Raw genomic sequence first — 25,215 nt, forward strand, 5'->3', positions numbered from 1 at the left:
CGCGTGTGACCGCTTTGCCGTAGGTGCCCGCCGTCTGCTCTCTACACCTTCCCATACCTTTCGGCCTGGGCTTGGCTCGGCATTAGCTCGGACTTGCGTCCAGGGCCTTCACCGAGTTTGACGGGCTTCACCTCAAGGATTTCTCCAAGAGGGCTCAAATTTGGTCTGAGTCCTCTGCGTCTACCAATTCCACCACTCGGGCGTGACGCAACTTTACAACACTACCTTCTACTACCAGCTTGGAACCAGTCTGCGCCGTCCTGGCTCCTGTTTGGCTCCTGATACGAAAAGTGTGTTTCTCGATCAAGAGTCGGTACTTCGCTCAATCTCTGGCCTGATGCGGATTGGCGAACGATGAACCCAAGCTGACCATAGGTACAAGCACCTATTTTTGAGTCCGCCGCGTCTACCATTCCGCCACACCGGCATGCGTGAGCGGGGAATTATGCCGGGTTCAGTGCACGCGGTCGAGACCCAGCTGGCGCACGTCGCGGCCGTACCAGCGGTCTTCGGGCAGTGGCTGGAATACCGAGCAGCGAACCATCGGGCCGGAGTAGACGTGCAGGCTCACGGTGACGGCGTCGTCGCTGGGGTTGCGGATGCTGTGGTATTCGTGCGGCGGGATCAGGCTGCCGGCGGAGCCGGTGCCGGCCTGGATCGAGCCGACTGCCTGGAAGCAGTAGCGTTGCGCATCGTGCTCCAGCAGTTCGTACTGCACGATCTCCAACGCGCCGTTCCAGACGCCCTCGACGCACCACATGCCATCGTGGTCGTGGATCGGCGTGCCCTGGCCCGGCCCCCAGGTCATCGCCACCACGCAGTAGCCGTGGTCTTCGCTGCGGTACAGCTCGCGGCGCGCGTAGTGCTCCGGGTTGGCCTCGAACACGCATTCGGGCAGGCGCACTGCCTGCTCGCGGATCAGCCGGCAGAGGCTCTGGCGCAGGCTGTCGGTGAGTTCGTGGGTGGTGGGTTTGGCCACGGCGGCGTCGATCGCGTCGATCAGGGTGCGGCTGCCGGGGAAATCCAGGGTGAGCATGGCGGTCTCGGATGGGCGAGTGGCGGCCAGAGTCTACCAGTGCGGCGATGGCGCGGCCGCCAGGCGGTTCAGAAATCCGCCGATGGCGGGGCTGTAGTGCTCGATGTCGACCAGGAAGGCATCGTGGCCCTGGGGCGAATCCAGCGCCACGAATTCCACCCTGGCGCCGGCAGCCTGCAGACCTTCGGCGATCTGCTCCTGCTGCTGCAGCGGAAACAGGATGTCGGTGCTCACGCCGATCACCATGGCCTGTTCGATGCAGATGCGCTTGAGCCCGTCGTGCACGCTGCCGTGGCCGTACTCGGCGATGTCGAACCAGTCGCTGGCGCGCGACAGGTACAGGTAGCAGTTCGGATCGAAGGTACGCACGAAACGCCTGGCGTGGCCTTCGAGATAGGACTCCACCTGGAACTCGCGGCCGAACGGTTCGTCCTCGCGCTGCTCCGGATCGAGCCGGATGCGCGCGAAGCGGCCGTTCCATTCCATCGCGGAGCGGTAGGTGATCACGCCGAGCTTGCGTGCGATGCTCATGCCGATGTCGGGGTAGTTGGCGTCGTCGTAGACGCCTTCGTTCCAGTGCCGGTCGAGGCGGATGGCCTCGCGCTGCAGGGAGCGGATCGCGATGGCGAACGGCTGCGCCTGCGGCGCGGTATCCACGCTGATGTGCGCGCGCACGCTGCCCGGGTGCAACAGCATGTAGGCCAGCGCGCTCATGCCGCCCATCGAGCAGCCGATCAGGCAGGCCAGCTGCGTGATGCCGAGGCTGGCGACCACGGCGTGCGCGGCATTGGCCACGTCTTCCAGCGCCAGCTCGGGAAAGCTCAGCCGATAGGGCTCGCCCGTGGCAGGGTCGAGCGACGCCGGACAGGTGGAGCCCTTGTCGCTGCCCAGCGAGTTCACGCAGATCGCGAACCAGCGATCCGTGTCGATCGCCTTGCCGGGGCCGGCCATGTCCTGCCACCAGCCGGGCGACGGGTCTTCATCGCACGAGGTCATGTGTGCACTGGGCGACAACCCGGTGAGCACCAGCACTGCGTTGTCGCGCGCTGCATTCAGCGTGCCCCAGGTTTCGTAGGCGACGTGCGCGCCGTGCAGTTCCCCGCCGCGCTTCATCGGAAACGGCGAGGGCAGGTTCAGATAGCGGCGCGCGTCGCCCATCGTCAGTGCACCTTGTCGATGGTGATGGCGACCGGCGTCTTGCGTGCGACGTCGACCACGCCCGCATCGCCTTCGAGGTCGCCGGGCGCGGCGGTGGGCTGGCCGTCATGGCTGATCCGTGCGCCCACGAAAACCTGGGCGACCGACGACAGCTTGAACGCGGGCGTCATCGCCATGGCGTCGTTGAGGGCGACCGTGGCGGGAAGCGTGACCGGCTCGATCCGGGCCACGGCCAGCGGCATCGGCGGGCCATCCAGGGCGCGAGCGTAGACGTAGAGCACATCGCCTTTGGCCAGCTTGCCCTGCAGCGCCGGCGCCAGGGTGACGGTGACCCGCAACGAAGCACCTGCCGGCACAGCCGCTGCGGCGCTGCTGGAGGTCCCGGCCGGTGCGCCGCCGGCACGGGCGTCGGCGATGGCGATCTGTTCGGCGACGGACTTCGCCACGCTGGAGCCGGGTTCGAGCTGCGGTTGCAGCAGGCGCCAGGTGGCGGCAGCGTTGCGGTAGTCGCCGCGCTGGAAGTCGCTGATGCCGAGCAGCCACAGCCCGCGCTGGTTGTCCGGGTGCTGCTTCACCGCACGCTGCAGCAGCTCGCGGGCGCGGCCTTCGATCTGGTGGTCGGCGCGCAGCATCGAATCGCTTTCGGCCCAGCCCACCATCGCCTCGGCGTTGTTGGCATCGAGCTTCAGCACGTGGTCCCACGCATCGCGCGCGTCGCCTGGCTGGCGCATCATCGCGCTGGTCTGTGCCAGCAGCATCCAGCCTTGCTGATCGTCGGGCTGCTGCGCCAGGTGCTCGCGCAGCTGGGCGATCGCCTGCGGCAGGCTGATCGGCGTCTGCGCCTGCGCAGAGACCCCGTTGAGTGCCGCCGGCGTGCCGACCTTCAGGTAGAGCACGCCGGCACCCAGCGGCAGCAGCAGGGCGATGGACAGGCTGAGCACGAACACGCTGCGAGCGCGGCCGGAGCGGCGTCCCTCGCGCACCAGGGGCACGAGCAGGACAGCCAGCGCCAGCGCGACCATCAGCGCGGCCACCACGATAAAGGCGATTTTCACCAATCTTCCCCGTTGTCGGCGCTGTCGCCGACGGTCTTTGTGTCAACGCCTTCGCGCCTGCGTTTGCGGATCGCCACCAGCACCACGCCGGCGCCGGCCAGCAGAATCGCCAGCGGCCCGAACCAGAGCAGCACGGTGCCCGGCTTCAGCGGCGGGTCGTACAGGATGTAATTCGAATAGCGCGCGACCAGGTACTGCTTGATCTCGTCGTCGCTCTTGCCTTGTTGCATCAGCTTGAAGATCTGGTTGCGCAGGTCGCGGGCGATCGGCGCATTGGAATCGGCCAGCGTCTCGTTCTGGCACATCGGGCAACGCAGCTGGTGGGTGAGATGCTGGAAACGCAGTTCCTGCGCGTGATCCGTGAACGGCATCGGCTCGATCGCCTGCGCGTGGGCGATGCCCGCGCACGTCAGCAGCGCGATGAAGAACGCGAACAGCAACCCGCGGGCTGGCGATGCCCGATTCCCGATGCCCGGTTTCACGGCGTCTCCTTCAGCATCGCGGCGATCGCCGGCTTGACCTTGGTCGCCAGCACGTCCGGGGTGATCGGCCCGATGTGCTTGAAGCGGATCACGCCCTTCGCGTCGACCAGGAAGCTTTCCGGCGCGCCGTAGACGCCGAAGTCGATCGCGGTCTGGCCGGACTCGTCGGTGATCAGCAACGCGTATGGGCTGCCGTGCGCCGCCAGCCAGGCCTTGGCGTCGGCCGGCGCATCCTTGTAGTTGTAGCCGACCAGCTTCACCCCAAGGCTCGGCGCTGCGGCGGTCAGCACGGGGTGTTCCACGCCGCACTCGATGCACCAGCTGGCGAACACGTTGAGCAGGTAGGGCTGGCCGAGCAGGTCGGCCTTGCTCACCGTCTGCGTCGGCTCGTACAGCTTGGGCAGGTTGAACGCGGGCGCGGGCTTGTTCAGCAGCGGCGTGGGGATCGCGTTCGGATCGTGGCGCGTGTTCCACCAGATGCCGAACCCGAACAGGCCCACCAGCAGCATGAAACCGATGAACGGCAGCAGGCGATTCATGCGCGGGTTTCCTGTGGCTGCAGGTCCAGCGAAGCGGTGGCATCAGCCGTGCGCTTGAGACGGAAGCGCTTGTCTGCGGCGCAGACGAAGCCACCCAGCATCATCAGCAAGCCGCCACCCCAGATCCAGCGCACGAATGGCTTGTAGTAGAGGCGCAGCGCCCACGCGCCTTCGATGTTGCCGGCGTCCATCGGCTCGCCCAGCGCCACGTACAGGTCGCGGAACACGCCGGCGTCGACCGCCGACTCGGTCTGCACCTGACCGCGCGGGTAGGTGCGCTTCTGCGGGTGCATGACCGCAATCTGCTTGTCTTCGCGGGTCACCGTGATCACGCCCTGGTCGGCTTTCCAGTTCGGGCCGGTGGTGCGGTGCACGCCATCGAAGCGGAAATCGTAACCGCTGATGTGCTGCGTTTCGCCCGGCGCCATGCGCACGTCGCGGGTCACGCTGAGCGATTCGGTCAGCAGCACGCCGGCGACGAACACCCCCACGCCAAGATGCGCCAGCAGCATGCCGGCCATCTCGCCCGGATAACGGCGGCCGCGCGGCACGTCGCGCCAGCGCTTGTAGGCATACAGCAGCACGCCCACGCCCAGCCACACCAGCGCCGCGACGCCGACGACCGCCTTGAGCTTGCCGTCGACGAAGAACGCCGCCACGATCGCGCAGGCCGCCGCGGCGACGCCGACGCGCAGCAGGATCTGCTTCAGCAGCGGCGATTCGCCCTTGCCCCAGCGCAGGAACGGCCCGAACGGCATCAGCAGCACGACCGGCAACATCAGCAGGGGGAACAGGAAGCCGAAATACGGCGGGCCGACCGAGATCCGGCCCAGGTTCAGCGCGTCGCCGATCAGAGGGAACAGCGTGCCCAGCAACACCATCGCCGCAGCCACCGCGAACATCAGGTTGCCGATCAACAGCACGGTTTCGCGCGACAGCAGCTGGAACGCCTTGCCGCCGGCCACCTTGGGCGCCCGCAACGCGTACAGCAACAGCGAGCCGCCGACCACGATGGTGAGGAAGATCAGGATGAACACGCCGCGGCGCGGATCGGAGGCGAACGCGTGCACCGAGGTCAGCACGCCCGAGCGCACCAGGAAGGTGCCCAGCAGGGACAGCGAGAACGCGAAGATCGAGAGCAGGATCGTCCACGCGCGCAGCGAGCCGCGCTTCTCGGTCACCGCCTGCGCATGGATCAATGCCGCGCCGACCAGCCACGGCATGAAGCTGGCGTTTTCCACCGGGTCCCAGAACCACCAGCCGCCCCAGCCCAGCTCCGCATACGCCCACCAGCTGCCGGCGACGATGCCCAGGGTGAGGAAGGCCCAGGCCACGTTGGTCCACGGTCGCGCCCAGCGCACCCACGCCTGTTCCAGCTCGCCGCCGAGCAGGCCGGCGATGGCAAACGCGAAGGCCACGGAGAAGCCGACGTAGCCGGTGTAGAGCACCGGCGGGTGGAAGGCCATGCCGGGGTCCTGCAGCACCGGGTTGAGATCCGCGCCGTCGCCGGGCATCGGCAGCAGCCGGCCGAACGGGTCGGAGGTAAACACGATGAAGGCGAGAAAGCCCACCGCGATCAATCCCATCACCGCGAGCACGCGCGAGGCGAACACTTCGGGCAGCTTGTAACTGAACGCGGCCAGCGCCACCGTCCACACGTTGAGGATGAAGATCCACAACAGCAGCGAACCCTCGTGCGCGCCCCACACCGCGGCGATGCGGTAGTACCACGGCAGCTCCAGGTTGGAGTTGTCGGCCACGTACTGCACCGAGAAATCGAAATGCAGGAACGCCCAAACCAGGATGCCGAAGGCGAACGCCACGAACACCGCCTGGCCCGCCGCCGCGGGCCGTGCCACCGCCATCAGCGCGCGATTGCCGCGCCACGCTCCGATCAGCGGCAGGACGCCCTGTGCCAGGGCGAGCAGCAGGGCGAGAATCAGTGCAAGTTGGCCGAGTTCGGGGGTCATGGTCGGGTGCCGGATTGGGGAATTCGAGATGCGAGGGTCGACAGGTGCGCGCTACGCCGTGCGAAGGTGGCGCTGCAATGTCGAAAGTACCCGTCGTGTGTGGTGCGCATGGCTTTTCCGGATCCCTGATCCCTAGTCCTGCTTCTCCAGCCCCGGCTTGTTTTTGTGCGCCTTCGCCATCGCGTCCTTCAGTTCCTTGGGCATGTAGGTTTCGTCGTGCTTGGCCAGCACTTCGGTGGCGACGAAGCGGGCGCCGGCCATGTGGCCGGTGGCAATCACCGACTGGTTGTCGCGGAACAGGTCCGGGAGGATGCCGGTGTACTCCACCGGCATCGCGCCGCCGGCGTCGACCACGGTGAAGGTGACCTTGAGCGAATCACTGGAGCGCTGGATCGAGCCGGCCTTGACCATGCCGCCGAGGCGAAAGGTCTTGTAGCCGCTGGCCTGGCCGGACTGCACCTGGCTCGGCGTGAGCAGGTAGTTCATGTTGTTCTGCAGCGCCACCACCACCAGCACGGTGGCTAGCGTGGCCGCGGCGAGGATCAGCAAGACGATGACGAGGCGGCGCTTGCGGGTGGGGTTCATGGGCATGGCAGGTCTGTGCCGGTCAGGCGGACGGCGTGGAAGGAGGCGAATGACGTTGCTGACGGGCACTCTGACGGGCCAGTCGCGCGCGAAGTTCCCGCAGCACGCGGTGGCGGCGCAGTCCCGGCGCGAGGCTGTCCGCAACGAGCACGATGAAGAACACCGCGTAGGCTGGCCACACATAGGCGGCGTAGCCGCCCATCCTGAAGAAGGCGGCGGCCTCGCCGCCCGCGGCGAAAAATTGCTGCAGCGCGCTCATCGGTCGGCCTCGTCTTCGGCAATCTTGCGTACCCAGTCCTTGCCGCCTTCCATGTCCAGCAGGTCGGTGCGCGCACGGCGGAACAGGCTGCCGGCGTAGTAGAACTTGGTCGCCAGGGTCATCGTCAGCAGCGGCCACAGCATGTCCCACGCCATCTTCGACTGGCCGAACACGTTGACCGTGCTGCCCTGGTGCAAGGTGTTCCACCAGTTCACCGAGAAGTGCACGATCGGCACGTTGATGACGCCGATGATGGCCAGGAAGCCGGCGGCGCGCGCGCCCTGGCGGCGATCCTCGAACGCGTGGTACAGGCCGATGACGCCGAGATACAGGAACAGCAGCACCAGCTCGGAGGTCAGCCGCGCGTCCCAGGTCCACCAGGTGCCCCACATCGGCTTGCCCCACAACGAGCCGGTGACCAGGGTGATGAAGGTGAACGCCGCGCCGATCGGCGCCGATTGCATCGCCACCACCTCGGCCAGCTTGATCCGCCAAACCAGCGCGACGAACGAGGCCACGCCCATCACCGCGTAGATGAACATGCTCATCCACGCACTGGGCACGTGGATGAAGATGATCCGGTAGGCGTCGCCCTGCTGGTAGTCGGCGGGCGCCAGCACCAGGCCGCCGTACAGCGCGACCGCGCCCAGCAGCAGCGCCAGCGCCATCGCCCACGGCTGCAGCGCGCCGGCGAAGCGGTAGAACGTCGGCGGCGAGCCGAGCTTGTGCAACCAGAGCGGAATCCAGTCAGACATCATGCGTCCAGGGCAATGCGAAGGGCGGCCGCGCAGGCCAGCGGCGCCAGCACCACGGCGAGCACCAGGGCGGCAGCCAGCCAGGCGATCGGTGCCAGCCACGGCAGCCCCTGTTGGGCGGCAGCCACCGCGCCGGCGGCGAAGATCACGGCCGGCACGCACAAAGGCAGCAGCATCAAGGCGAGCATCATACCAGAGCGCCGCGTGCCGGCCGTCAGCGCCACCAGCACGGCACCGAGCAGGCTGAGCAGCGGCGTGGCCAGCAGCAGCGCCAGCAGCAGTACCGGAATCACCGCGCCGGGCAGGTGCAGCATCGCCGCCAGCAGCGGCGCGATCACGATCAGCGGCAGCGCGGTGGCCAGCCAGTGGGCGAGGATCTTCATGCCCAGCAGCAGCGCCAGCGGCTGCGGCGACAGCACCAGTTGTTCCAGCGAACCGTCCTCGATGTCGCTGGCGAACATCGCATCCAGCGCCAGCAGCATCGCCAGCAACACGGTGACCAGCACCACCCCGCCGGCAATCCGCTGCAGCAGGGTGTCTTCCGGGCCCAGCGCGAACGGAAACAGCGTGGCCACGATCACCGCGTACAGCACCGGCATGGCGATGTCGCCGCGGCGACGCCAGGCGAGCGCGAGATCGCGCCGCAGCATCGCGGCGCAGGCGGTGCCGAGGCCCGGCCGGTTCATCGTCGTGCTCCTCCCTCTGCTTGTCCCAAAGGGACTTCCTTCGGTCGCAGGGGAGCGAGTTCACGCATGGGGTTCCCGGCCTCAATCATGCATGCGAATCCGTCGCGGTTCGCCGCCGTGGAAACTCACGGTGCCGTGGCTGGTGACCATCGCCGCGCCACCGGCGTCGGTGTGGCCTTCCAGCAACTCGTTGACCAGCGCGATGCCGATGCGGTCGAGGTTGGCGTAGGGCTCGTCGAGCAGCCACAGCGTGGCCGGCAGCAGCAGCAGGCGCGCCAGCGCGGCGCGCTTCTTCTGGCCGGCGGACAAGCGCCGCACCGGCTCGTCCTCGTAGCCGCGCAGGCCGATCCGGGCCAGCACGGAGGCAGCGTTGGCGCCCTCGCGGCAGCCATGCAGGCTGGCCGCCACGCGCAGGTTCTCGCGCGGGCTGAAGTCCGCCTTCAATCCCAACTGGTGGCCAAGAAACAGGATGTCGCCGGCGGTGGCGTCGCGCTGCAGCGGCGCGCCGCGCCAGCGCAGTTCCCCTTCGCCGACATGCAGCAGGCCGGCCAGCATGCGCAGCAAGGTGGTCTTGCCGCTGCCGTTGTCGCCCTCGACCAGGGCCAGCTCGCCCGCGTGCAACCGGAAATCCAGCGGTGCGAACACCGGTTCGTCCTGGCGACGAAAACTCAAGCCCCGTGCTTCGAGCAGGGGCGCGGCGGCGGGCGTGGCGGTCATCTCCGTGATTGTCCGCAATGGCGATGGCGCTTGTCCATGCGGCGCACTGCCGCTGTCGCGCGAGTGCCGCAGGCGCGCGTACACCGGGCCGTACCCCGGGCCATGCCGGCGCATGTGCTGCCCGGCCCGGCGGCCCGGAGCGTCGGGCACGCCGGTAGCCGGATCGTGCCGGGCAGGCAGGGGCCCGCGTTCGTGAGCGCCGATGCCGGCCGCCGGTCGATGCCGGAACCCGCAAGCCGCATCTGCATCCAAATAGCCATGCAAGGGTCCTCATCTTCGTCCGCGGATGTCACGCGGATCGACTACGCCGCGCTGAACGACGCCGCGCTGGTCCTGCTTGTGACGCATGGCGACCATGAAGCGTTCCGGTACATCATGCAGCGCTTCGGCCCGCACTTGTACCGGATCGCGCGCGGCGTGCTCAAGGAGGAGACCGAAGCCGAGGACATCGTGCAGGAAGCTTTCGCCAGGGCCTACGACAAATTCGACACGTTCCGCGGCGATGCGCCCCTGCGAACCTGGCTGATCAGCATCCTGCTCAACGAGGCGCGCAGCCGCTTGCGCAGGCGGCGCGCGACGGTCGGGCTTGAGCACGTCGACATGTCGTCGCCGGATCCTTTCTGGGTCAGCCGATCCGGGCTTGGGCGCCATGGTGGCGACCCGGTATCGTTCGCTGCCCGCGCAGAGATCCGTCTCCTGCTGCGGGATGCGATCGACGAGTTGCCCGAGCCCTATCGCACCGTCTTCAGGTTGCGCGAGATCGAAGCGTGCAGCGTCGAGGAAACCGCTGCCCGACTGGCCATCAAGCCGCAGACCGTGAAGACCCGGCTGCACCGCGCGCGCCGGCTGCTGCGCAAGTCGCTGGGCACCACGCTCGGCAACATGCTGGCCGACAGTTTTCCGTTTCTCGGCGTGCGCTGCGCGTGCATGACCGCCGTCGTGATGGCGTGGCTCTCGGCGGAACCAGCTTCCGGCGAGGGCGATTAGCTCCCCCGTGGCCCGGTTGCCGCTGCTTGGTCGCCAGATGCCGGTGCGATCCGCCATCGGCATCACGCCGGTGCAGGGCGCCGACGGGTCACCGCCGGCTTGCCTTGCCCGAATGGCGATCGGGATTGCCTGAGGCGGGCATCCCCCGGCGGCGTCGGGGGATGTCCTCGGGTATCTGGCCAAACCGCGCCGCGGGGCCGGCTTGAACTGCCGGGTCGCGCCCTGCGGATCGTGTCGCATCCGTCCGGTCGGGCGCTCCCGCACGAGCTACAGCGACTTCACGTACTGCGCGACGTCGGCTACCTCCGCGCTGCTCAGGCCGAGCGCCTGCTTCGCGTTGTATTTCGCCACGACGTCGTCGAGCGTGGCCGCCGAGCCGTTGTGGAAGTACGGTGGATGCTGCCAGACACCCTTCAGCGGTGCCGTGCGGTACTGCTTGGTCGCCGTGCGCGATGCGTAGCTGGGCACCCCGGGGGCCTCGGGTTCGCTTGCCACGTCGCTTGCCGGGTGCAGGCGTTCGTTGGCGTCGGTGAACTCGGGGCCGCTGTGGCAGGTGATGCATCCTGCCTTGCCCTCGAAAAGGACCTTGCCGCGCGCTGCGGCCGCGGCGTCGAAGCTGCCGGCCGGTGCGGGCGGCGCCGCGATCGACAGCTGATATGCCTGCAGCGCGGGCAGCTTGGCGGTGACCAGGTCGTCGGTGCCGTTGGTGATGTTGATGCCCGTGCCGACGCGCGCATCGGTGAAGTTGCCGTGCCCGCCCATCTGCGTGACGGCGACATACCGGTTCCAGTAAGCCAGATCGTCGCCATCGCCGGTCGCGATGATCTTGTGGATGTCCTGCAGGCCGAAGGCCGGCGAGATCACCTGCGGGCCGTTGATGCCATCGATGTTGTAGCGGGGGTCGTACATGCCCGGCCCCCACGAACTGTAGACGGCCTTTTGCGCCTGGGTCAGCGCCGGCGACAGCGAGATGATCAGCCCGGGATTGAGGTCGCGATTGGGCCAGCCATCCAGGCGCTTGCCGATACCCGGCGCAAACGAGTTGTCGACCGTGGAATGGCACAACGCACAGGTGATTCCGACGCGGGTCAGCGTGCTCTTGCCGTTGACGGTTTCCACGGTGCCCTTGATGCCCACCACCGCATCGAGGCTGATCAGCGCAAGCGTGGTGTCGGGACTGGTCAGGCTGATGCTGCCGTCCTGGATGCCTGCCACGACGGACGAAGGAAGCGCCTCTGCGTCCACTTTCAGGCCGACGGCCAACGCCGTCTTCGGATCGACGGCTGCAGCGATGACGTCGTTCATGTGCAGTGTGTCGGTCCACGTCGTCTCGTCGCCGAACGTGTCGAAGCGGAAGATCTGTTTGCCCTGGTCCAGGAACGCCGTGTCGGTCACGGTCGAGAATGTCCACACGTAATTCGTCGCCAACGCGGCGCCGTTGGTGCCCTTGACGCCGGTCGTGATGGTCGCGGTGCAGGTGACGTTCGCCGCCATGGGTTCGGCCACCTCCGACTGCGGCGGGTTGGTCGGCGATTCGGTGATGCGCACGAACGTGGCTTTCCTCGTCGCCGCATCGTAGGTGACGGACCCGAAGGCAGCCGCGCCGGCCGGGCAGTTCACGTTGAAGGTGGCGTTCTTCAGCGTTGCCGGGTCGATCGCCTGGTCGAACGTGGCGCTGACTTCCGCCGTGTTCAGCACGCCCGTCGCTGCATTGGCCGGGGTGGTGGACACCACGGTCGGGGCCGGGACCGGAGGCGGCGTGGCCGCCTGGCCGTGGGGACTGGAGCCGCCGCATCCGGTGAGGCCGACGACAAGTGCGACAGGCAGCGCCGTCGGCAACCATTTCTTGTGCATGAATCTGCTCATCTGCATTCCCTCTTCATTGGATGCACCCAGTCAGGACAAAAACACTCCGCGTAGCGGTTTCCAGCGGCCGCAGCAACCCATGCCGACCGCATCGGCCGGCACCATGGAACTGTCTCTGCGTATCGACGAATCCGCGCAGATCCATCGCTGCGCGGTACCCGCATTGCATCGCGTCGACGCCGGGGAACCAGTCCCCGCTCACCAACCGACGCAGCGGCACGAATAAGGTTCCCGTCGACGCACGGGACGACCACAGAGGCATTGCGATCGGCGAACGGGTTTGCCTGCCGCACCGACGATGCGCATGCGCGTCATGCGGAACCTGCGGGCCGCTGCTTGCATCACAACGGAGACTTCAGCGCATCTTCGGGCCGATGTGCCCGCCGAACGCGTCGCGCCTGTGCTGGAGCCGTCTTGCCTTGCCGCCGTGCGCACGCGCAGTGCGGCCGGACATTCGAGCCGCAAGCTCTCTGCACATCCGAGGTGGCGCCACCATGCCGATACGTGTTTCGTCCCAACGCGGTTTCACCCTGCTTGAACTGATGGTGGTCGTGGTGATCCTCGGCATCCTCGCTGCGCTGGTCGTGCCGAAGGTGATGAGCCGGCCGGACGAGGCGCGCGTGACCGCTTCGCGGCAGGACATCGCCAGCCTGATGCAGGCCCTGCAGCTCTATCGTCTGGACAACCGGCGCTACCCGACCACCGAACAGGGACTGCAGGCGCTGGTGTCCCGGCCAGACTCCGGCCCGATCCCGCCGAACTGGAAGCCCGAGGGATACGTCGGGCGCCTGCCGAAGGACCCCTGGGGCCATCCCTACCAGTACCTGAACCCGGGCCTGCACGGGGAGGTGGATGTCTACGGTTTGGGGGCCGACGGTGCACCCGGCGGCGAGGGCAACGATGCCGACATCGGTTCGTGGACGCTGTGACGGAAGCCCGTGCCGTGCATGAAGCGATCGTTCGCCAGGGCAAACGCGGCTTCACGCTGCTGGAGATGTTGGTCGTGGTGCTGATCATGGGCATCCTGGCGGGAACCATCGGGGCACGGATGCAACCGGGCGATCGCGACCTGTTGCGGGTCGAGGCCGAGCGACTCGCGCAGCTGCTGGAGCTTGCCGCCCAGGAAGCGCGCATCTCCGGCGCCGCCATCGTGTGGACTTCCGACGGCAGCCACTACCGCTTCTGGCGCCAGGGTGGCGATGACGGGTGGTCCGAGATCCGTGACGACGATGTGTTGCGTGCGCGCAGCCTGCCGCACGGCATGCTGGTATCGCAGCTGCGCAACGAAGCCGCCGTGGCGCAGTCGACCATGCGTCTGCAGTTTCCGTCCGACGGCTCGATGTCGGCGTTTTCGATGGACCTGGCGCTCGGTGCCGACCATTACGGCATCGCGGCCTCTCCGGTCGGCGACTTGCGCATCGCACCCGGGCAGGGGAAGACCTATGGCGACATGGCAGCGCAATGACGCGCCGGGATTCACGCTGGTCGAAGTGCTGGTCGCCATGACGATCGTCGCGGTGTCGCTGCTTGCCGCGCTGCGCGTGGCCACGCAGGGCGTCAGCCATGCCGACGAACTGCGTGGGCGACTGCTGGCCGGGTGGGTCGCGGCCGATCGCCTCGCCGAGCATCGTGCACGCGGCGACTGGTTGCCGGTCGGCGTGCGAACCGGTGTGCGGCGCCAGGGCAATCTTGAACTCGGCTGGCGCGAGGAAGTATCCGCGACGCCGAATGCGGCATTCCATCGCGTCGACGTCTTCGTCTTCGTGCCGGCGCAGCCAGCGCACTTCCTTGCACATTCCACGGGTTTTGTCGTGGATCCCGCGGAGAGCGGCCGATGAACGCCCACCGGTTTCGCGCTGCCCCCGGATTCACCTTGATCGAGCTGCTGTCGGCGCTGCTCGTTCTGTCGCTGCTCACGCTGATGGCCTATCGCGGACTTGGCGTGGTCATGGCGTCGCGCGACCGCATTCAGGCGGAATCCGCGCAATGGCGGCAGGCGGAGTCGTTCTTCGTCCGCTTTGCGCGCGATGTACGGCTGGCCGCGCCGCGCCCGGTGCGCAGCGATGCCGGCACCTCGCCAGCGTGGCTTGGTCGGCCCGATGCAGCACAGGCGCCACTGTTGGAGTTCACTCGGTTCGCCGGGACGGACGGCGTCGACGTACCGCGGCGCATCGGCTACGGAGTGAACGGCGCGCACCAGATCGAATTGTGGATCTGGCCGGGGCTCGACCTTGCCGCAACCACGCCGCCGACCCGCTACGTGGTACTCGATGACGTGACCCGCCTGAGCCTGCAATACCTCGGCCCCGCGTTGACCTGGAACAATACGTGGCCGACGACGCCGGCCGACCCCCCGCTGCCGCTGGCCGTACGCATGCAAGTGGTGCTCGGTTCGGGCGAAACCGTGGTGCGCGTGTTCGCGCTGCGCTCATGAACGCCGGGCAGCGCGGTGCGGCCTTGCTGATGGCGATGGCGATCATGGCGGTGGCTGCAGTGGCGGCAACGGCCATGCTGGTCGCGCTGAGCACGTGGTCGCGCCAGGCCGGGTTGGCCGCCGACCATGTCCAGGCCGAGGAACTGGTCACGGCGGGAGGCGACTGGGCTCGCGCAATGCTGTTCGACGACCGTCGCGCCAGCGGCGACGTCGACCACGCCGGAGAACCGTGGGCGCTGCGCCTGCCGCCGATCCCGTTCGAGAATGGCGAACTGGCCGGCCACATCGAGGACCAGCAAGGCCGGTTCAATCTCGACAACCTGGTCCGGAACGGCAAGCTCGATGTCACGCAGTACGCGCGTTTCCAGCGCCTTCTGGCCATCCTCGGCTTGCCGGCGGAGTTGGCCGATGCGCTCGCCGACTGGGTCGACGCCGACAGCGTGGCGCAGCCCGCCGGCGGGGCGGAGGATGCGTACTACCGCGGGCTCGGCCATCCTCGTCTGGCCGCCAACCGGCCGCTCGTCGATCTGGACGAACTGGGTCTTGTACGTGGCTTCGACGCCAGTGTCCGCGCGCGCCTCGCGCCTTTCGTGACGGCGCTGCCGGCGACCACCGCGCTCAACGTGAACACGGCGTCCGCCGAGGTTCTCGCTGCCGTGGTCGATGGCCTGGACCTGGATTCGGCGCGGGCACTGGTCGCCCGCCGCAACGGGACGTTCTATCGCAACAACGCCGATTTCCTTGGCCAGCTCGGCAAGGACGCCACGGTACCCGGGCAGGACATCCGCGTCGGCAGCGATTACTTCCTGGTCACGCTGCGGGTGACTTACGGCAAGACGCAGGCCCGCAGCCAGCTGCTGTTGGCGCGGACGGACGCGGCGCGCTGGCCCGGCGTCGTATGGCGGAAGCTCCGATGAGTCTGCTGCGCATATTCTGTCCGCTGTCGGCGGCGCCCACGTCATGCCGATGGGTGCTGCTGGACGAGCACGCCGGTGTGCATCCCGGAAGTGGGGCACTGGCACAGTTGCCGAACACGGCATCGCGGGTCGAACTGGTGCTTGCCGCCAGCCAGGTCTTGATCACCCGAACGCGATTGCCTCGAGTGGGCAGGCGCAGGTCCGCGGCGTTGCTGGCCTATGCAGCCGAGGAACAACTGGCATCCGACCCGGACGCCAACCAGGTGAGCATGCTGGGGCGGGTCGGGGACGACGACGTGCTCGCGGTGGTCGACCGGCAGCGGCTGCAAGGCTGGCGCGACGCGCTTGGCGCGGTCGGTATCCGCGTCGACGTCGTGTATTGCGAGACGCTGATGTTGCCGATGCAGCAAGGGGAGTGGAGTCTTGCCTGGAGCGGGCAGGAAGGCTATGTGCGCATCGGCGAACTCGAGGGCGCCGCCACCGATTGCGGCGATCGGCAGACGCCGCCGCTGGTGCTGCAGTTGCTGCTTGAGCAGGCGCGGGCGCGCGATGCCGTCCCCGCGTCGATCGCGCTGCATGTGACGACGCCGGCGGCGCGGCCCGATCCGGAGGCATGGCAGCAGGGCCTGGGCGTCAGCGTCCGGTTCGCATCGGAACCGGATTGGCGCATGGCGCCGGCGTTGGCCGGCATCCGGATCGATCAGGAACGCGGGCACTGGCGCCCGTCCGTCGCCATGCTCGCTCGCTGGCGACACATCGGCTGGATTCTGCTCGCGGCGCTGCTGCTGCATTCGGCAGCCTTGCTGGCCGATCGCGTGCGGCTGGCGAGCGAACAGCATGATCTTCGCCAGCAGATGGAGGCGCGCTTCCGCGCGCTGTTCCCCGACGCCGTCGCGGTGGCCGACCCGGCATTGCAGATGCGGCGGCAACTGGCCCAGGCACGGCGCACCGCGAACCAGCCGGATGCCGGCGATTTCCCGGCCATGCTCGGCAAGGTGGCAGCAGCGTTGGCGGAGGTGCCGGCCGCGGAGTTGCGCGCGCTGTCGTATGAGGACGGACGCATGGTGCTGGAGTTCGCCGCTGCGGACGGCACGCTCACGCGTCGCGTCGAGGCTCGCCTGGCGCAGGCCGGGTTGGATGTCGACGCGCCGCAGGAGGCGCGTCGTGCCGGGCGCGGCACCGTCACGCTGACCCTGAGGTCGCCATGAAGCATGCCTTGAACCGACTGTGGGCGGCGCGATCCCCGCGGGAACGTGGGCTGGTTGCCGTCGTGGCGATCTGCCTTGGGCTGGTGGCGTATGCGTGGCTGCTGTACGCGACGACACAGGCGCGCTTGCGGCTGCTGCCGGCGGTCGCCCAGCTGCGTGCAGACGCGATGCGTCAGAGCGGGCAGGCGGACGAGATCGTGCGCCTGCGCGCGATGCCACCGCTGCCTGCGTCGACGACGGACCTGCGCCAGCTGGTGCAACGCCAGGTCGACGCCAGCGGACTGACCCGTTCGCTGGCGAGCATCGAGCTGCCGGATGCGCGCCACGTGAAGCTGGTATTCGCCAATGTGGCCTTCGCCGACTGGCTGGGTTGGGCAGACACCATGCGCGCGCAGCAGCTGCGCCCTGTCGCGGTGCGGATCGAATCCGGTTCCGCGCCCGGCCAGGTGGGCGTGACCGTCACCATGGAGCGCCCTGGCCGATGACGCGCCGACTGACATGGCGAGACCCGATCGCCAGCGCCTGCGTGGCGATGTTGGCCTATGCGGCGTTTCTGGTCGTGCTGGCGCCAGCTACGCTGCTCGATGCGGGCCTGCGGCGCGCCAGCGCCGGGAAGCTGCGTCTTGCGCAGGCGCACGGCAGCCTGTGGTCCGGCAGCGGGCGGCTGGAGATCCGCGATGGTGCCGGGTCGGGCGGCGTCGGCAAGGATCTTTCCTGGACGCTGCAACCGCGGGCCCTGTGGCGCGGGCGCCTCGACTTCGAGGTCGCCATCGATCACGCCGACCGGGGCTTCCCCGTGCGCATCTCGGCGCACAGTATCGAGGTATCAAGCGTCGACTTCTCCTTGCCGGCCAGTGCGCTTGGCCTCGCCGTGCCTCGCATGGCGCCGCTCGGCCCGCGCGGCGATCTCGCCCTCCATGTCACGCAGTTCTCGCGTTCCGGCGACACCGTTTCGGCCGATGCTGTCGTTACGTGGAAGGATGCCGGTTCCGCCCTGACCCGGGTCGCACCGCTCGGCACCTACGAACTTCGTGTCCACGGCAATGCGGGATTGTTGAAGGCGACATTGCGTACCGGCAGCGGGCCGCTCCATCTCGACGGCAGCGGGTCCTGGCGCGGCGACGGCCCCGCGACGTTTTCCGCCACCGCGCGGGTCGATGCGCAGCAGCGCCCGCAACTGGCGCCGCTGTTGCGGCTGATCGCCGTCGAGCGCGACAACGGCGATTTCGACCTGCAACTCGGCCCGCCGCTCGGCGGCGCACCCGCCGGCGCGCGGCCATGAGTTTCCGGCGGGCCATCGACATGGGAACCCTGTTGTCCCCGCGACCATCCAACCCGTGCAGGCAGAGGGAACAAAGGCATGTTGTCCGGACGATCGAATCTTGCGCGAACGGCGCTCGGCGCTGCATCGAAAGCCGGCGCGCTGTCGTTGCTCGGTCTCGTGCTGGCGTACTGGACCTGGGCGTGGTGCGCGCCGGCACCGCTGCCGCGGGCCATGGAGATTTCCGGGCCGGCCGATCGCCTCGCTGCTGCCGGCAACCTGTTTGGCCGGCTGCCCGCCGATGCGCAGGCCGAGGTGCCGTCTGGGCTGGCGATCAGGCTGCTGGGCGTCATGGCTGCCGAGCCGCAGGGCGCCGGCTACGCGCTGCTGCAACTCGATGCGAAGAAAACCCGACTGGCCCGTGCCGGCGAGTATCTCGCGCCGGGCATCCGGCTCGAGAAGGTACTTCCCCAGCAGGTGATCCTGCAGCGCAACGGATCGCGCGAAACGCTGGCCTGGCCACACCCCTCCCAAGCCCCTGCCACCACCACGAGCACTTCCCGATGAAACGCCATGGGTCAACTTCCGCCTGCGGGCAGCCATGAACCAGCACACGCTGCAAGCGGCCATCGTGGCCGTGGCCTTGTCCTGCGCGTACGTTCCGGCGTTGCGCGCGATGGCACAGGCGGCGGAAAGTCCGGCGCCGGTCAAGACCGTCACGCTCAATTTCGTCGATGCGGACATCGAGGGTGTGGTGAAGGCGATGGCGGAAGTCACCGGCAAGAACTTCGTGCTTGATCCGCGCGTCAAGGGCACCGTCAACATCATCTCGGCGCGGCCGGTGGCACGCGATACCGTGTACGAGGTATTCCTGTCGGCCTTGCGCCTGCAAGGTTTCGCGGCGGTGGAGGACCACGGCCTGGTCAAGATCCTGCCGGAGGCGGACGCCAAGCAGCACAGCAACGTCCAGTCGAGCCGACACCCCGGCAGCGACGGACTGCAGACGCGGGTGTTTGCCCTGGCGCATCAGTCGGCGGTGCAACTGGTGCCTACGCTGCGTCCCCTGGTGGCGCCGAACAACACCATCACCGCGCTGCAGGACAGCAACTCGCTGGTCATCACCGACTACGCCAGCAACCTCGAACGGCTGGCGGGCATCATTGCCGCCGTCGACCAGCCGGACGAGGCCGGCGCGACGATGATTGTCCTGCAGCATGCTTCCGCGCTGGACGCAGCGCGGACCATCAACAATCTGTTTGCGGCAGCGCCGCAGGCGTTGCAGACGCTGCAGGGAACGGACCCGACCCAGCGCGTGGCAGTCATCGCCGATGCCCGCTCCAACAGCCTGCTGGTGCGCGCGGCCGATCCGGCGCGACTTGCCCAGGTCCGGAAATTCGCCGCACTGCTCGACTCGCCGACCAGCGCCGCCGGCAACGTTCACGTCGTCTACCTGAAGAACGCCGAAGCCGTGCAGCTCGCGGAGACCTTGCGCGGCATCTACTCCGGCAGCGCATCATCGCCGGGACAGGTATCCGGCGCGGCGGCGCCAGCCGAGGCGGTGTCGCCGAATGCGACTGCCGGTGTTGCCATCGGCGGCGGCGCGCAGGCGGCATCGGGCGGCGGCGGCATGCCGGCGACGGGAGACGCCATGCCGCAAGCTGCAACCGTGCCAGGCATCATCCAGGCGGACGCCGCCACCAACTCGATCATCATCACGGCGCCCGATGCGGTCTACAACAACCTGCGCGCGGTGGTGGAAAAACTCGATGCGCGGCGGCTGCAGGTCTATGTCGAGGCGCTCGTGGTCGAGCTTACGGCGAACAAGGCCGGCGAGTTCGGCATCCAGTGGCAGGACCTCGGCGGCATCGGCGAGTCGGGTACGCAAGTGTTCGGCGGCACCAACTTCGGCGGGGCGGGGCGGAACATCATCGGCATCGCGCAGAACCCGGCCAGCGCCGGCCCCGGGCTGAACATCGGCACGGTGCACGGCAGCGTGACGGTGGGTGGCGTTCAGGTCCTCAACCTCGGCCTGCTCGCGCGTGCACTGGAAACGGACAGCAACGCCAACATCCTGTCGACGCCGACCCTGCTCACCCTCGACAACGAGGAGGCGAAGATCGTGGTTGGCCAGAACGTCCCGTTCATCACCGGCCAGTACGCAGTTTCGGGTGCGGCAACCACGCCGTCGCCGTTCCAGACCATCGAGCGCAAGGATGTCGGGCTGACCCTGAGGATTCGCCCGCAGATATCCGAAGGCGGAGTCGTGCGCCTGCAGATCTACCAGGAGGTTTCGAGCATTGCCGACACCGCCAATCCCGCCGGGGTCATCACCAACACGCGCTCGATCGAGTCGACTGTTCTGGTCGACGACGGACAGATCATCGTGCTCGGCGGGCTGATGCAGGATTCCGTCAACGGCGGCGTAGCCAAGGTTCCGCTGCTGGGCAGTCTGCCGTTGCTCGGCGGCCTGTTCCGCTACAACAACCACTCGCGTACCAAGACCAATCTGATGGTATTCCTGCGCCCGACCGTCCTGCGTGACGCACAGGGGGCGGGTGCCTTGACCGGCGAACGCTACGACTACATCCGTGGTCAGCAGATCCACGCCGAGCCGACTCGCGGCGCAGTGCGCGGCAACGATCCTTCGCCACTGTTGCCACCCCTGCCGCCGGCATCGGCCGGCCAGGACAATCGGCGGTGATCGCGGGATGCTGACGAAGCCGCCCGTGCCGTATGCCTTCGCCAAGGCCAACGGCATCGCCGTCACCGGACTTGGCGACGGTGTCGCCGAAGTCGTCGTGCGCCATGGCGCGTCGGCTGGCGCGCTGGCCGAGCTGCGCCGCGCACTCGGCGTGCCCATTCGTGCGCAGCGCGTCGGCACAGGCGAGTTCGACGAGCGCATCGCCACCTTGTACAACGGCGCCGACGAAGGCGCGGCTGCGCTGGCGGACGACCTCGCACAAGACATGGATCTGTCCCGGTTGCTGCAGGAAATACCGCGCGTCGAGGACCTGCTGGACAGCCAGAACGACGCGCCGCTGATCCGCCTGATCAACGCCTTGCTGACCCAGGCGTTGCGCGAAGGCGCTTCGGACATCCACATCGAACCGTTCGAGTCGCGCTCGGTGGTTCGGCTGCGCATCGACGGTACGTTGCGCGATCTGATCGAGCCTGCACGCGCGCTGCATACGGCCATCGTGTCGCGCGTGAAGATCATGGCGCAGCTCGATATCGCCGAGAAACGCCTGCCGCAGGACGGCCGCATCGCGCTGCGCGCCGCCGGCAAGCCGATCGACGTGCGGGTGTCGACGATCCCGACCGGCCACGGCGAGCGTGTCGTGCTGCGCCTGCTGGACAAGCAGGCCGGCCGGCTCGAACTGTCCCGGCTGGGCATGGACCCGCCCACCCTCGCGCAAGTGGACGCGCTGATCCGCGAGCCGCACGGCATCATCCTGGTGACCGGTCCCACGGGTTCCGGCAAGACCACCACGCTGTATGCCGCGCTGTCGCGGCTGGATCCCAAGGCGCTCAACATCATGACCGTCGAGGATCCGATCGAGTACGACCTCGACGGCATCAACCAGACGCAGACCAACAGCCGCGTCGACATGAGCTTCGCGCGTGCCCTGCGCACCATCCTTCGCCAGGACCCGGACGTGATCATGATCGGCGAAATCCGCGACCTGGAGAGCGCGCAGATCGCGATCCAGGCCAGCCTCACCGGGCATCTGGTGCTCACCACGCTGCATACGAACGACGCGGTGAGCGCCGTCACCAGGCTGGTCGACATGGGCGTCGAGCCCTTTCTGCTTGCGTCCAGCCTGATCGGCATCGGCGCCCAGCGCCTGGTGCGCAAGCTCTGCGTGGAATGTCGTGTGCCACTGGCAGCCGATGCCATGCAGTTGCGCAGCCTCGGTCTGGCGTCTGCACCGGGCAATTTCCATGCGGCGGTCGGTTGCCCTGCGTGCAACCGCTCCGGCTACAAGGGCCGTACCGGCATCTACGAATGGCTCACGGTCGATGACGAGCTCCGCAAGCTCATCCACGACCGGGTGGACGAGCAGACGCTGCGCGAACACGCCGGCGCGCATGGCATGGGTTCGCTGCGCGACGACGGCATGCGACTGGCCGCCGAAGGCACGGTGAGCCTGGAGGAAGTGCTGCGCGTCACCCGCGAGCGGTAGCACCATGGAGGCGTTCCGTTACCGGGCACTCGATGCCGCCGGTCATCCCAGGTCCGGCCTGGTGCAGGCGGATTCACCGCGTCAGGCCCGCACCCAGTTGCGCACCCGGGGCTTGTATCCGGAGCGCGTCGAGCGTGTTCGCAACCGGGAGCGCGCGGCGCCGCCCTGGTCACGCGGCATCCCTGCGGCCGAACTGAGCCTGCTCACCCGCCAGCTGGCCACGCTGCTCGCTTCCGGCCTCACGATGGAGCATGCATTGGCCGCGCTGATCGAGGAGGTTGCGGCGCCGAAGACGCGGGAAGTACTTGGTGGCGTCAAGGCCGAGGTCACCGCTGGCCTGTCGCTCGCCGGCGCCATGGGCAGCTACGGGCGGGATTTCCCCGGTTATTACCGCGCGCTGGTGCGCGGTGGCGAGGAATCGGGCGCGTTGCCGGACGTGCTGCAACACCTTGCCGACTACCTGGAGGCGCGTCAGGCGCTGCGCCAGAAGACCAGTCTCGCCCTGCTGTATCCGGCGCTGGTCACCTTCGTGGCGATCTGCGTGGTTGCCGGATTGCTGGTCTACGTCGTGCCGCAGATCGTGCAGGTTTTCCAGCAGTCCCGACAGAGCCTGCCGCTGCTCACCCGGGGGCTGATTGCGGTCTCGGATTTCCTGCGCGGAGCGGGGCCTTGCCTCGTCGTCATCGGCCTCTGCGCCGCGGTCGGCGTGCGGGCCGTTCTCCAGCGCGAGCGTCACCGGCGCCGCTGGCATGCTCTGGCGTTGCGCTTGCCCTGGCTCGGATCGGTCATTCGGAGTCTGAATGCCTCGCGCTTCGCCAGTACGCTGGCCATCCTCGTCGGCGGTGGCGTGCCCTTGCTCGCGGCACTCGACTACGGTGCGCGGGCCATGTCCAACCTGGTCATGCAAGGCGGCATCAAGGCTGCCATTGAGCGCGTGCGCGAAGGCGATACGCTGACACGCGCGCTGGATGCCGCGCATGTCTTTCCGCCGCTGATGATCCACCTGGTCGGCAGCGGCGAAGCCAGCGGCAAACTGGAACACATGCTCGAACGCGCCGCACAGCTCGAAATGCAGGCTCTCGAACGACGTCTGGCGGTTCTGCTGACGTTGCTCGAACCGATGATGATCCTGGTCATGGGCGGCGTCGTGCTGATGATCGTGCTGGCTATCCTCCTGCCGATCATGGAAATCAACCAGCTGGTGCATTGAAATGCATGTGGTCCCTGATCCCGCCCACCTCTCCTGGTGTCGGGTCGACGGGTGCGTGCGGACGCGTCATTCCATTACGCGCAAGCGGGCCGTACCGTCGGCGCGGCCGTGAAGGTAGGCCAGTTGCTCGTGGCGACGGGCCAGCGCGTCCAGCGTCGCCCGGTCGGGTCCGGTCACGAACAGGCTGGGCTCATGCCAGCCGCTGGTGCCGATGCCGATCCCCGGACGGATCGCCGCCCCCGGCCATTCGCGCAATGCGGCGAACAGCTGCTCCTGCGCAGCGAGGTTGTCCGCCAGGTCGCGCGGTTCGCCGCGCGGGTTCCACGCCGTGATGAACCCCCAGGCCTGGGCACCGACCAGCGCGTGCAGCGCAACCGGCAACGGCTGGTCGATGCGGATATCGGCCCATTCCACAGGGTCGAGGCAGACCAGGTAACGAGTGGCGCGGAAGGCGGCAAGCAGCGATTCATCCATGGCGCAGTGGCGGCAGCGGCGGCAGGCGGGAGCGCAACAGACTCGCCGCGGCGTCCAGGTCGATGTCCGCAACCCGGGGCGTGTCGCGCAGCAATTGTTCCAGCAGTTCATCCTGTGCGCGGCCGCGTGCAAGCGCGTAGGCGTAGGGCACGTGGGTGAACGTCACCAGGCGATAGCGCGCCATGTAGTGGCCGGGAATGCGCTCGGCCAGCTTCGCGCCGAGTTCGCGCTTGGCCAGGTAGTGCGGATCGGCCACCGAGTCGCGCATCTCGATGTAGTTCTCCACCGCCATCGCGGCGATCGCGTCGGCGTTCGGCTGGCGCACGCGCTGGAATTCGGCGAACACGTCGGCGCTGTCGTCCGGCGCCCCGGCCAGCAGGTCCGCCATCACCACGGTGTCCTCGAAGCCGCAGTTCATGCCCTGGCCGTGGAACGGCACGATCGCGTGCGCCGCGTCGCCGAGCAGCAGCGCGCGGCCGTCCAGGTGCCAGCGCTCGAGGTACAGCGTGGACAGCGTGCCGACCGGGTGGCTGTCGAAATCCTCTCCGAAGCGCGGGATCAGCGGCAGCAGGCCCGGGAACTGCTCGCGGAAGAATGCGCCCGCGGCCGTGGCGTCGGGCAGGGTGGCGAAGCTCGGCGCGGCGCCCTGCGCCGGCAGGAACAGGGTGACGGTGAAGCTGCCCTCGGTATTCGGCAGCGCGATGCACATGTAGCCGCCGCGCGGCCAGATGTGCAGCGCGTGCGGCTCCAGCGCGAACTGGTCGCGGCCGCCGCTGTGCTGCAGCACCGCGGCCGGCAACTCGCCGGCTGGCGGGATCTCCAGTTCCTTGTAGCCGTGGCCGAGCGACTCGATCCGCTCGCCCAGCGGCGCCTGCGCGTTCATCGCCGCGCGCACCGCGGAGCCGGCGCCGTCGGCGCCGACCAGCAGCCCGGCATCCAGTTCACGCTGCACGCCCGCCTCGTCGGCGAGCCGGATGCGCTGACGCCCGAAGTCGACGCCGACCAGCGACTGGCCGAAATGAAAGCGCACGCCGGCCGCCTCAGCCGCATCCAGCAGCAGCATGTTCAGCGCGCCGCGCGAGACCGACCAGATCACCTCGCTGTCGTCCACGCCGTAGCGCTGCAGGCCGCTGTTGCCGTCGCGGTCGTGCACCATGCGCCCGCGCATCATCACTGCGCGCTGCAGCACGTCGTCGGCCAAGCCGGCCGTGCGCAGCGCCTGCAGGCCGCGCTCGGCCAGCGCCAGGTTGATCGAGCGGCCGCCCAGGAAACCGCTCAGTCGCGGATCGGGGCGCTTTTCGAAAACGTCGACGGCGAAACCGCGCCGGGCCAGCTGCTGCGCCAGCAAGGCGCCGACCAGGCCGCCGCCGATGAGGGTGATGGGTTGCTGCGCCATGCTGCGGTCCGGAGAAGGAATCCGCACACTGTTCCG

At 68.2% G+C, this 25,215-nt stretch carries 28 protein-coding genes; 14 read left to right on the forward strand and 14 right to left on the reverse strand.

Features of this window, described 5'->3' with window-relative positions; all coding sequences use genetic code 11:
* Positions 1–454: 454 nt before the first annotated feature.
* From ACFCQI_RS14725 to ccmA, 11 genes are all read right to left on the reverse strand, one after another.
* Positions 455–1,036, reverse strand: coding sequence for a cysteine dioxygenase (locus ACFCQI_RS14725; protein ID WP_395117880.1), 582 nt, complete (start codon positions 1,034–1,036; stop codon positions 455–457).
* A gap of 33 nt (positions 1,037–1,069) precedes the next feature.
* The gene (locus ACFCQI_RS14730; RefSeq protein ID WP_395117882.1) at positions 1,070–2,194 is read right to left on the reverse strand and encodes a homoserine O-acetyltransferase; all 1,125 of its coding nucleotides are present in this window, start codon (positions 2,192–2,194) and stop codon (positions 1,070–1,072) included.
* 2 nt (positions 2,195–2,196) lie between these two features.
* Positions 2,197–3,249, reverse strand: a complete 1,053-nt coding sequence (locus ACFCQI_RS14735; protein ID WP_395117884.1) for a tetratricopeptide repeat protein — start codon at positions 3,247–3,249, stop codon at positions 2,197–2,199.
* Positions 3,246–3,671, reverse strand: coding sequence for a cytochrome c-type biogenesis protein (locus ACFCQI_RS14740; RefSeq protein WP_395121372.1), 426 nt, complete (start codon positions 3,669–3,671; stop codon positions 3,246–3,248). The genes ACFCQI_RS14735 and ACFCQI_RS14740 overlap by 4 nt, the downstream gene beginning before the upstream one ends.
* Before the next feature lie 56 nt (positions 3,672–3,727).
* Positions 3,728–4,270, reverse strand: a complete 543-nt coding sequence (locus ACFCQI_RS14745; protein WP_395117886.1) for a DsbE family thiol:disulfide interchange protein — start codon at positions 4,268–4,270, stop codon at positions 3,728–3,730.
* Positions 4,267–6,240, reverse strand: coding sequence for a heme lyase CcmF/NrfE family subunit (locus ACFCQI_RS14750; RefSeq protein WP_395117888.1), 1,974 nt, complete (start codon positions 6,238–6,240; stop codon positions 4,267–4,269). Before ACFCQI_RS14750 ends, ACFCQI_RS14745 begins: the two co-directional genes overlap by 4 nt.
* Positions 6,241–6,372: 132 nt before the next feature.
* Positions 6,373–6,825: a cytochrome c maturation protein CcmE gene (gene ccmE, locus ACFCQI_RS14755; protein ID WP_395121373.1), complete on the reverse strand. Its 453-nt coding sequence runs from the start codon at positions 6,823–6,825 to the stop codon at positions 6,373–6,375.
* 22 nt (positions 6,826–6,847) lie between these two features.
* Positions 6,848–7,084: a heme exporter protein CcmD gene (gene ccmD, locus ACFCQI_RS14760; protein ID WP_395117890.1), complete on the reverse strand. Its 237-nt coding sequence runs from the start codon at positions 7,082–7,084 to the stop codon at positions 6,848–6,850.
* A complete protein-coding gene (locus ACFCQI_RS14765) occupies positions 7,081–7,839 on the reverse strand; it encodes a heme ABC transporter permease (RefSeq protein ID WP_395117892.1) in 759 nt (252 codons plus the stop codon). Before ACFCQI_RS14765 ends, ccmD begins: the two co-directional genes overlap by 4 nt.
* Positions 7,839–8,525 carry a heme exporter protein CcmB gene (gene ccmB / locus ACFCQI_RS14770; RefSeq protein WP_395117894.1) on the reverse strand — a complete coding sequence of 229 codons (687 nt, stop codon included), beginning with the start codon at positions 8,523–8,525 and terminating at the stop codon, positions 7,839–7,841. The genes ACFCQI_RS14765 and ccmB overlap by 1 nt, the downstream gene beginning before the upstream one ends.
* A gap of 81 nt (positions 8,526–8,606) precedes the next feature.
* Positions 8,607–9,242, reverse strand: a complete 636-nt coding sequence (gene ccmA / locus ACFCQI_RS14775) for a cytochrome c biogenesis heme-transporting ATPase CcmA (protein WP_395117896.1) — start codon at positions 9,240–9,242, stop codon at positions 8,607–8,609.
* Between the two features lie 36 nt (positions 9,243–9,278).
* Here ccmA and ACFCQI_RS14780 point away from each other — a divergent pair, with 36 nt between their 5' ends.
* The gene (locus ACFCQI_RS14780) at positions 9,279–10,229 is read left to right on the forward strand and encodes an RNA polymerase sigma factor (RefSeq protein ID WP_395117898.1); all 951 of its coding nucleotides are present in this window, start codon (positions 9,279–9,281) and stop codon (positions 10,227–10,229) included.
* A gap of 267 nt (positions 10,230–10,496) precedes the next feature.
* On the opposite strand, the gene ACFCQI_RS14785 is transcribed toward ACFCQI_RS14780, so the two are convergent.
* Complete coding sequence (locus ACFCQI_RS14785; protein ID WP_395117900.1) at positions 10,497–12,083, reverse strand: Ig-like domain-containing protein; 1,587 nt, start codon at positions 12,081–12,083, stop codon at positions 10,497–10,499.
* Here ACFCQI_RS14785 and ACFCQI_RS14790 point away from each other — a divergent pair.
* The 13 genes from ACFCQI_RS14790 to gspF all read left to right on the forward strand — a co-directional run bounded on the left by ACFCQI_RS14790 (position 12,082) and on the right by gspF (position 23,309).
* Positions 12,082–12,321: a hypothetical protein gene (locus tag ACFCQI_RS14790; RefSeq protein ID WP_395117902.1), complete on the forward strand. Its 240-nt coding sequence runs from the start codon at positions 12,082–12,084 to the stop codon at positions 12,319–12,321. The genes ACFCQI_RS14785 and ACFCQI_RS14790 overlap by 2 nt on opposite strands.
* A gap of 268 nt (positions 12,322–12,589) precedes the next feature.
* A complete protein-coding gene (gene gspG, locus ACFCQI_RS14795) occupies positions 12,590–13,024 on the forward strand; it encodes a type II secretion system major pseudopilin GspG (protein WP_395117904.1) in 435 nt (144 codons plus the stop codon).
* A 14-nt stretch (positions 13,025–13,038) separates the two neighbouring features.
* Complete coding sequence (locus tag ACFCQI_RS14800) at positions 13,039–13,560, forward strand: GspH/FimT family pseudopilin (RefSeq protein ID WP_395117906.1); 522 nt, start codon at positions 13,039–13,041, stop codon at positions 13,558–13,560.
* Positions 13,538–13,933 carry a type II secretion system minor pseudopilin GspI gene (gspI, locus tag ACFCQI_RS14805; RefSeq protein ID WP_395117908.1) on the forward strand — a complete coding sequence of 132 codons (396 nt, stop codon included), beginning with the start codon at positions 13,538–13,540 and terminating at the stop codon, positions 13,931–13,933. The genes ACFCQI_RS14800 and gspI overlap by 23 nt, the downstream gene beginning before the upstream one ends.
* Complete coding sequence (locus tag ACFCQI_RS14810) at positions 13,930–14,529, forward strand: type II secretion system protein GspJ (protein WP_395117910.1); 600 nt, start codon at positions 13,930–13,932, stop codon at positions 14,527–14,529. Before gspI ends, ACFCQI_RS14810 begins: the two co-directional genes overlap by 4 nt.
* Positions 14,526–15,446 carry a type II secretion system minor pseudopilin GspK gene (gene gspK / locus ACFCQI_RS14815; RefSeq protein ID WP_395117912.1) on the forward strand — a complete coding sequence of 307 codons (921 nt, stop codon included), beginning with the start codon at positions 14,526–14,528 and terminating at the stop codon, positions 15,444–15,446. Before ACFCQI_RS14810 ends, gspK begins: the two co-directional genes overlap by 4 nt.
* Positions 15,443–16,654: a type II secretion system protein GspL gene (gspL, locus tag ACFCQI_RS14820; protein ID WP_395117914.1), complete on the forward strand. Its 1,212-nt coding sequence runs from the start codon at positions 15,443–15,445 to the stop codon at positions 16,652–16,654. The genes gspK and gspL overlap by 4 nt, the downstream gene beginning before the upstream one ends.
* On the forward strand, positions 16,651–17,139 hold the full coding sequence (gene gspM / locus ACFCQI_RS14825; RefSeq protein WP_395117916.1) for a type II secretion system protein GspM: 489 nt from the start codon (positions 16,651–16,653) through the stop codon (positions 17,137–17,139). Before gspL ends, gspM begins: the two co-directional genes overlap by 4 nt.
* A 47-nt stretch (positions 17,140–17,186) precedes the next feature.
* A complete protein-coding gene (locus ACFCQI_RS14830; RefSeq protein ID WP_395121374.1) occupies positions 17,187–17,936 on the forward strand; it encodes a type II secretion system protein N in 750 nt (249 codons plus the stop codon).
* 78 nt (positions 17,937–18,014) lie between these two features.
* Positions 18,015–18,482 (forward strand): type II secretion system protein N, encoded by a 468-nt coding sequence (locus ACFCQI_RS14835; RefSeq protein WP_395117919.1) that lies wholly within the window; start codon positions 18,015–18,017, stop codon positions 18,480–18,482.
* Positions 18,483–18,516: 34 nt separating this feature from the next.
* A complete protein-coding gene (gene gspD / locus ACFCQI_RS14840; protein WP_395117921.1) occupies positions 18,517–20,616 on the forward strand; it encodes a type II secretion system secretin GspD in 2,100 nt (699 codons plus the stop codon).
* A gap of 7 nt (positions 20,617–20,623) precedes the next feature.
* Positions 20,624–22,099, forward strand: a complete 1,476-nt coding sequence (gene gspE / locus ACFCQI_RS14845; RefSeq protein ID WP_395117923.1) for a type II secretion system ATPase GspE — start codon at positions 20,624–20,626, stop codon at positions 22,097–22,099.
* A gap of 4 nt (positions 22,100–22,103) precedes the next feature.
* The gene (gene gspF, locus ACFCQI_RS14850) at positions 22,104–23,309 is read left to right on the forward strand and encodes a type II secretion system inner membrane protein GspF (RefSeq protein ID WP_395117925.1); all 1,206 of its coding nucleotides are present in this window, start codon (positions 22,104–22,106) and stop codon (positions 23,307–23,309) included.
* Positions 23,310–23,375: 66 nt separating this feature from the next.
* On the opposite strand, the gene ACFCQI_RS14855 is transcribed toward gspF, so the two are convergent.
* Both ACFCQI_RS14855 and ACFCQI_RS14860 read right to left on the reverse strand, forming a co-directional pair.
* On the reverse strand, positions 23,376–23,783 hold the full coding sequence (locus tag ACFCQI_RS14855; RefSeq protein WP_395117927.1) for a DUF3293 domain-containing protein: 408 nt from the start codon (positions 23,781–23,783) through the stop codon (positions 23,376–23,378).
* Positions 23,776–25,179, reverse strand: a complete 1,404-nt coding sequence (locus ACFCQI_RS14860; RefSeq protein ID WP_395117929.1) for an FAD-dependent oxidoreductase — start codon at positions 25,177–25,179, stop codon at positions 23,776–23,778. Before ACFCQI_RS14860 ends, ACFCQI_RS14855 begins: the two co-directional genes overlap by 8 nt.
* Between the last annotated feature and the right edge of the window lie 36 nt (positions 25,180–25,215).

This window comes from Rhodanobacter sp. FW102-FHT14D06 (assembly GCF_043950705.1).
Classification (GTDB): domain Bacteria; phylum Pseudomonadota; class Gammaproteobacteria; order Xanthomonadales; family Rhodanobacteraceae; genus Rhodanobacter.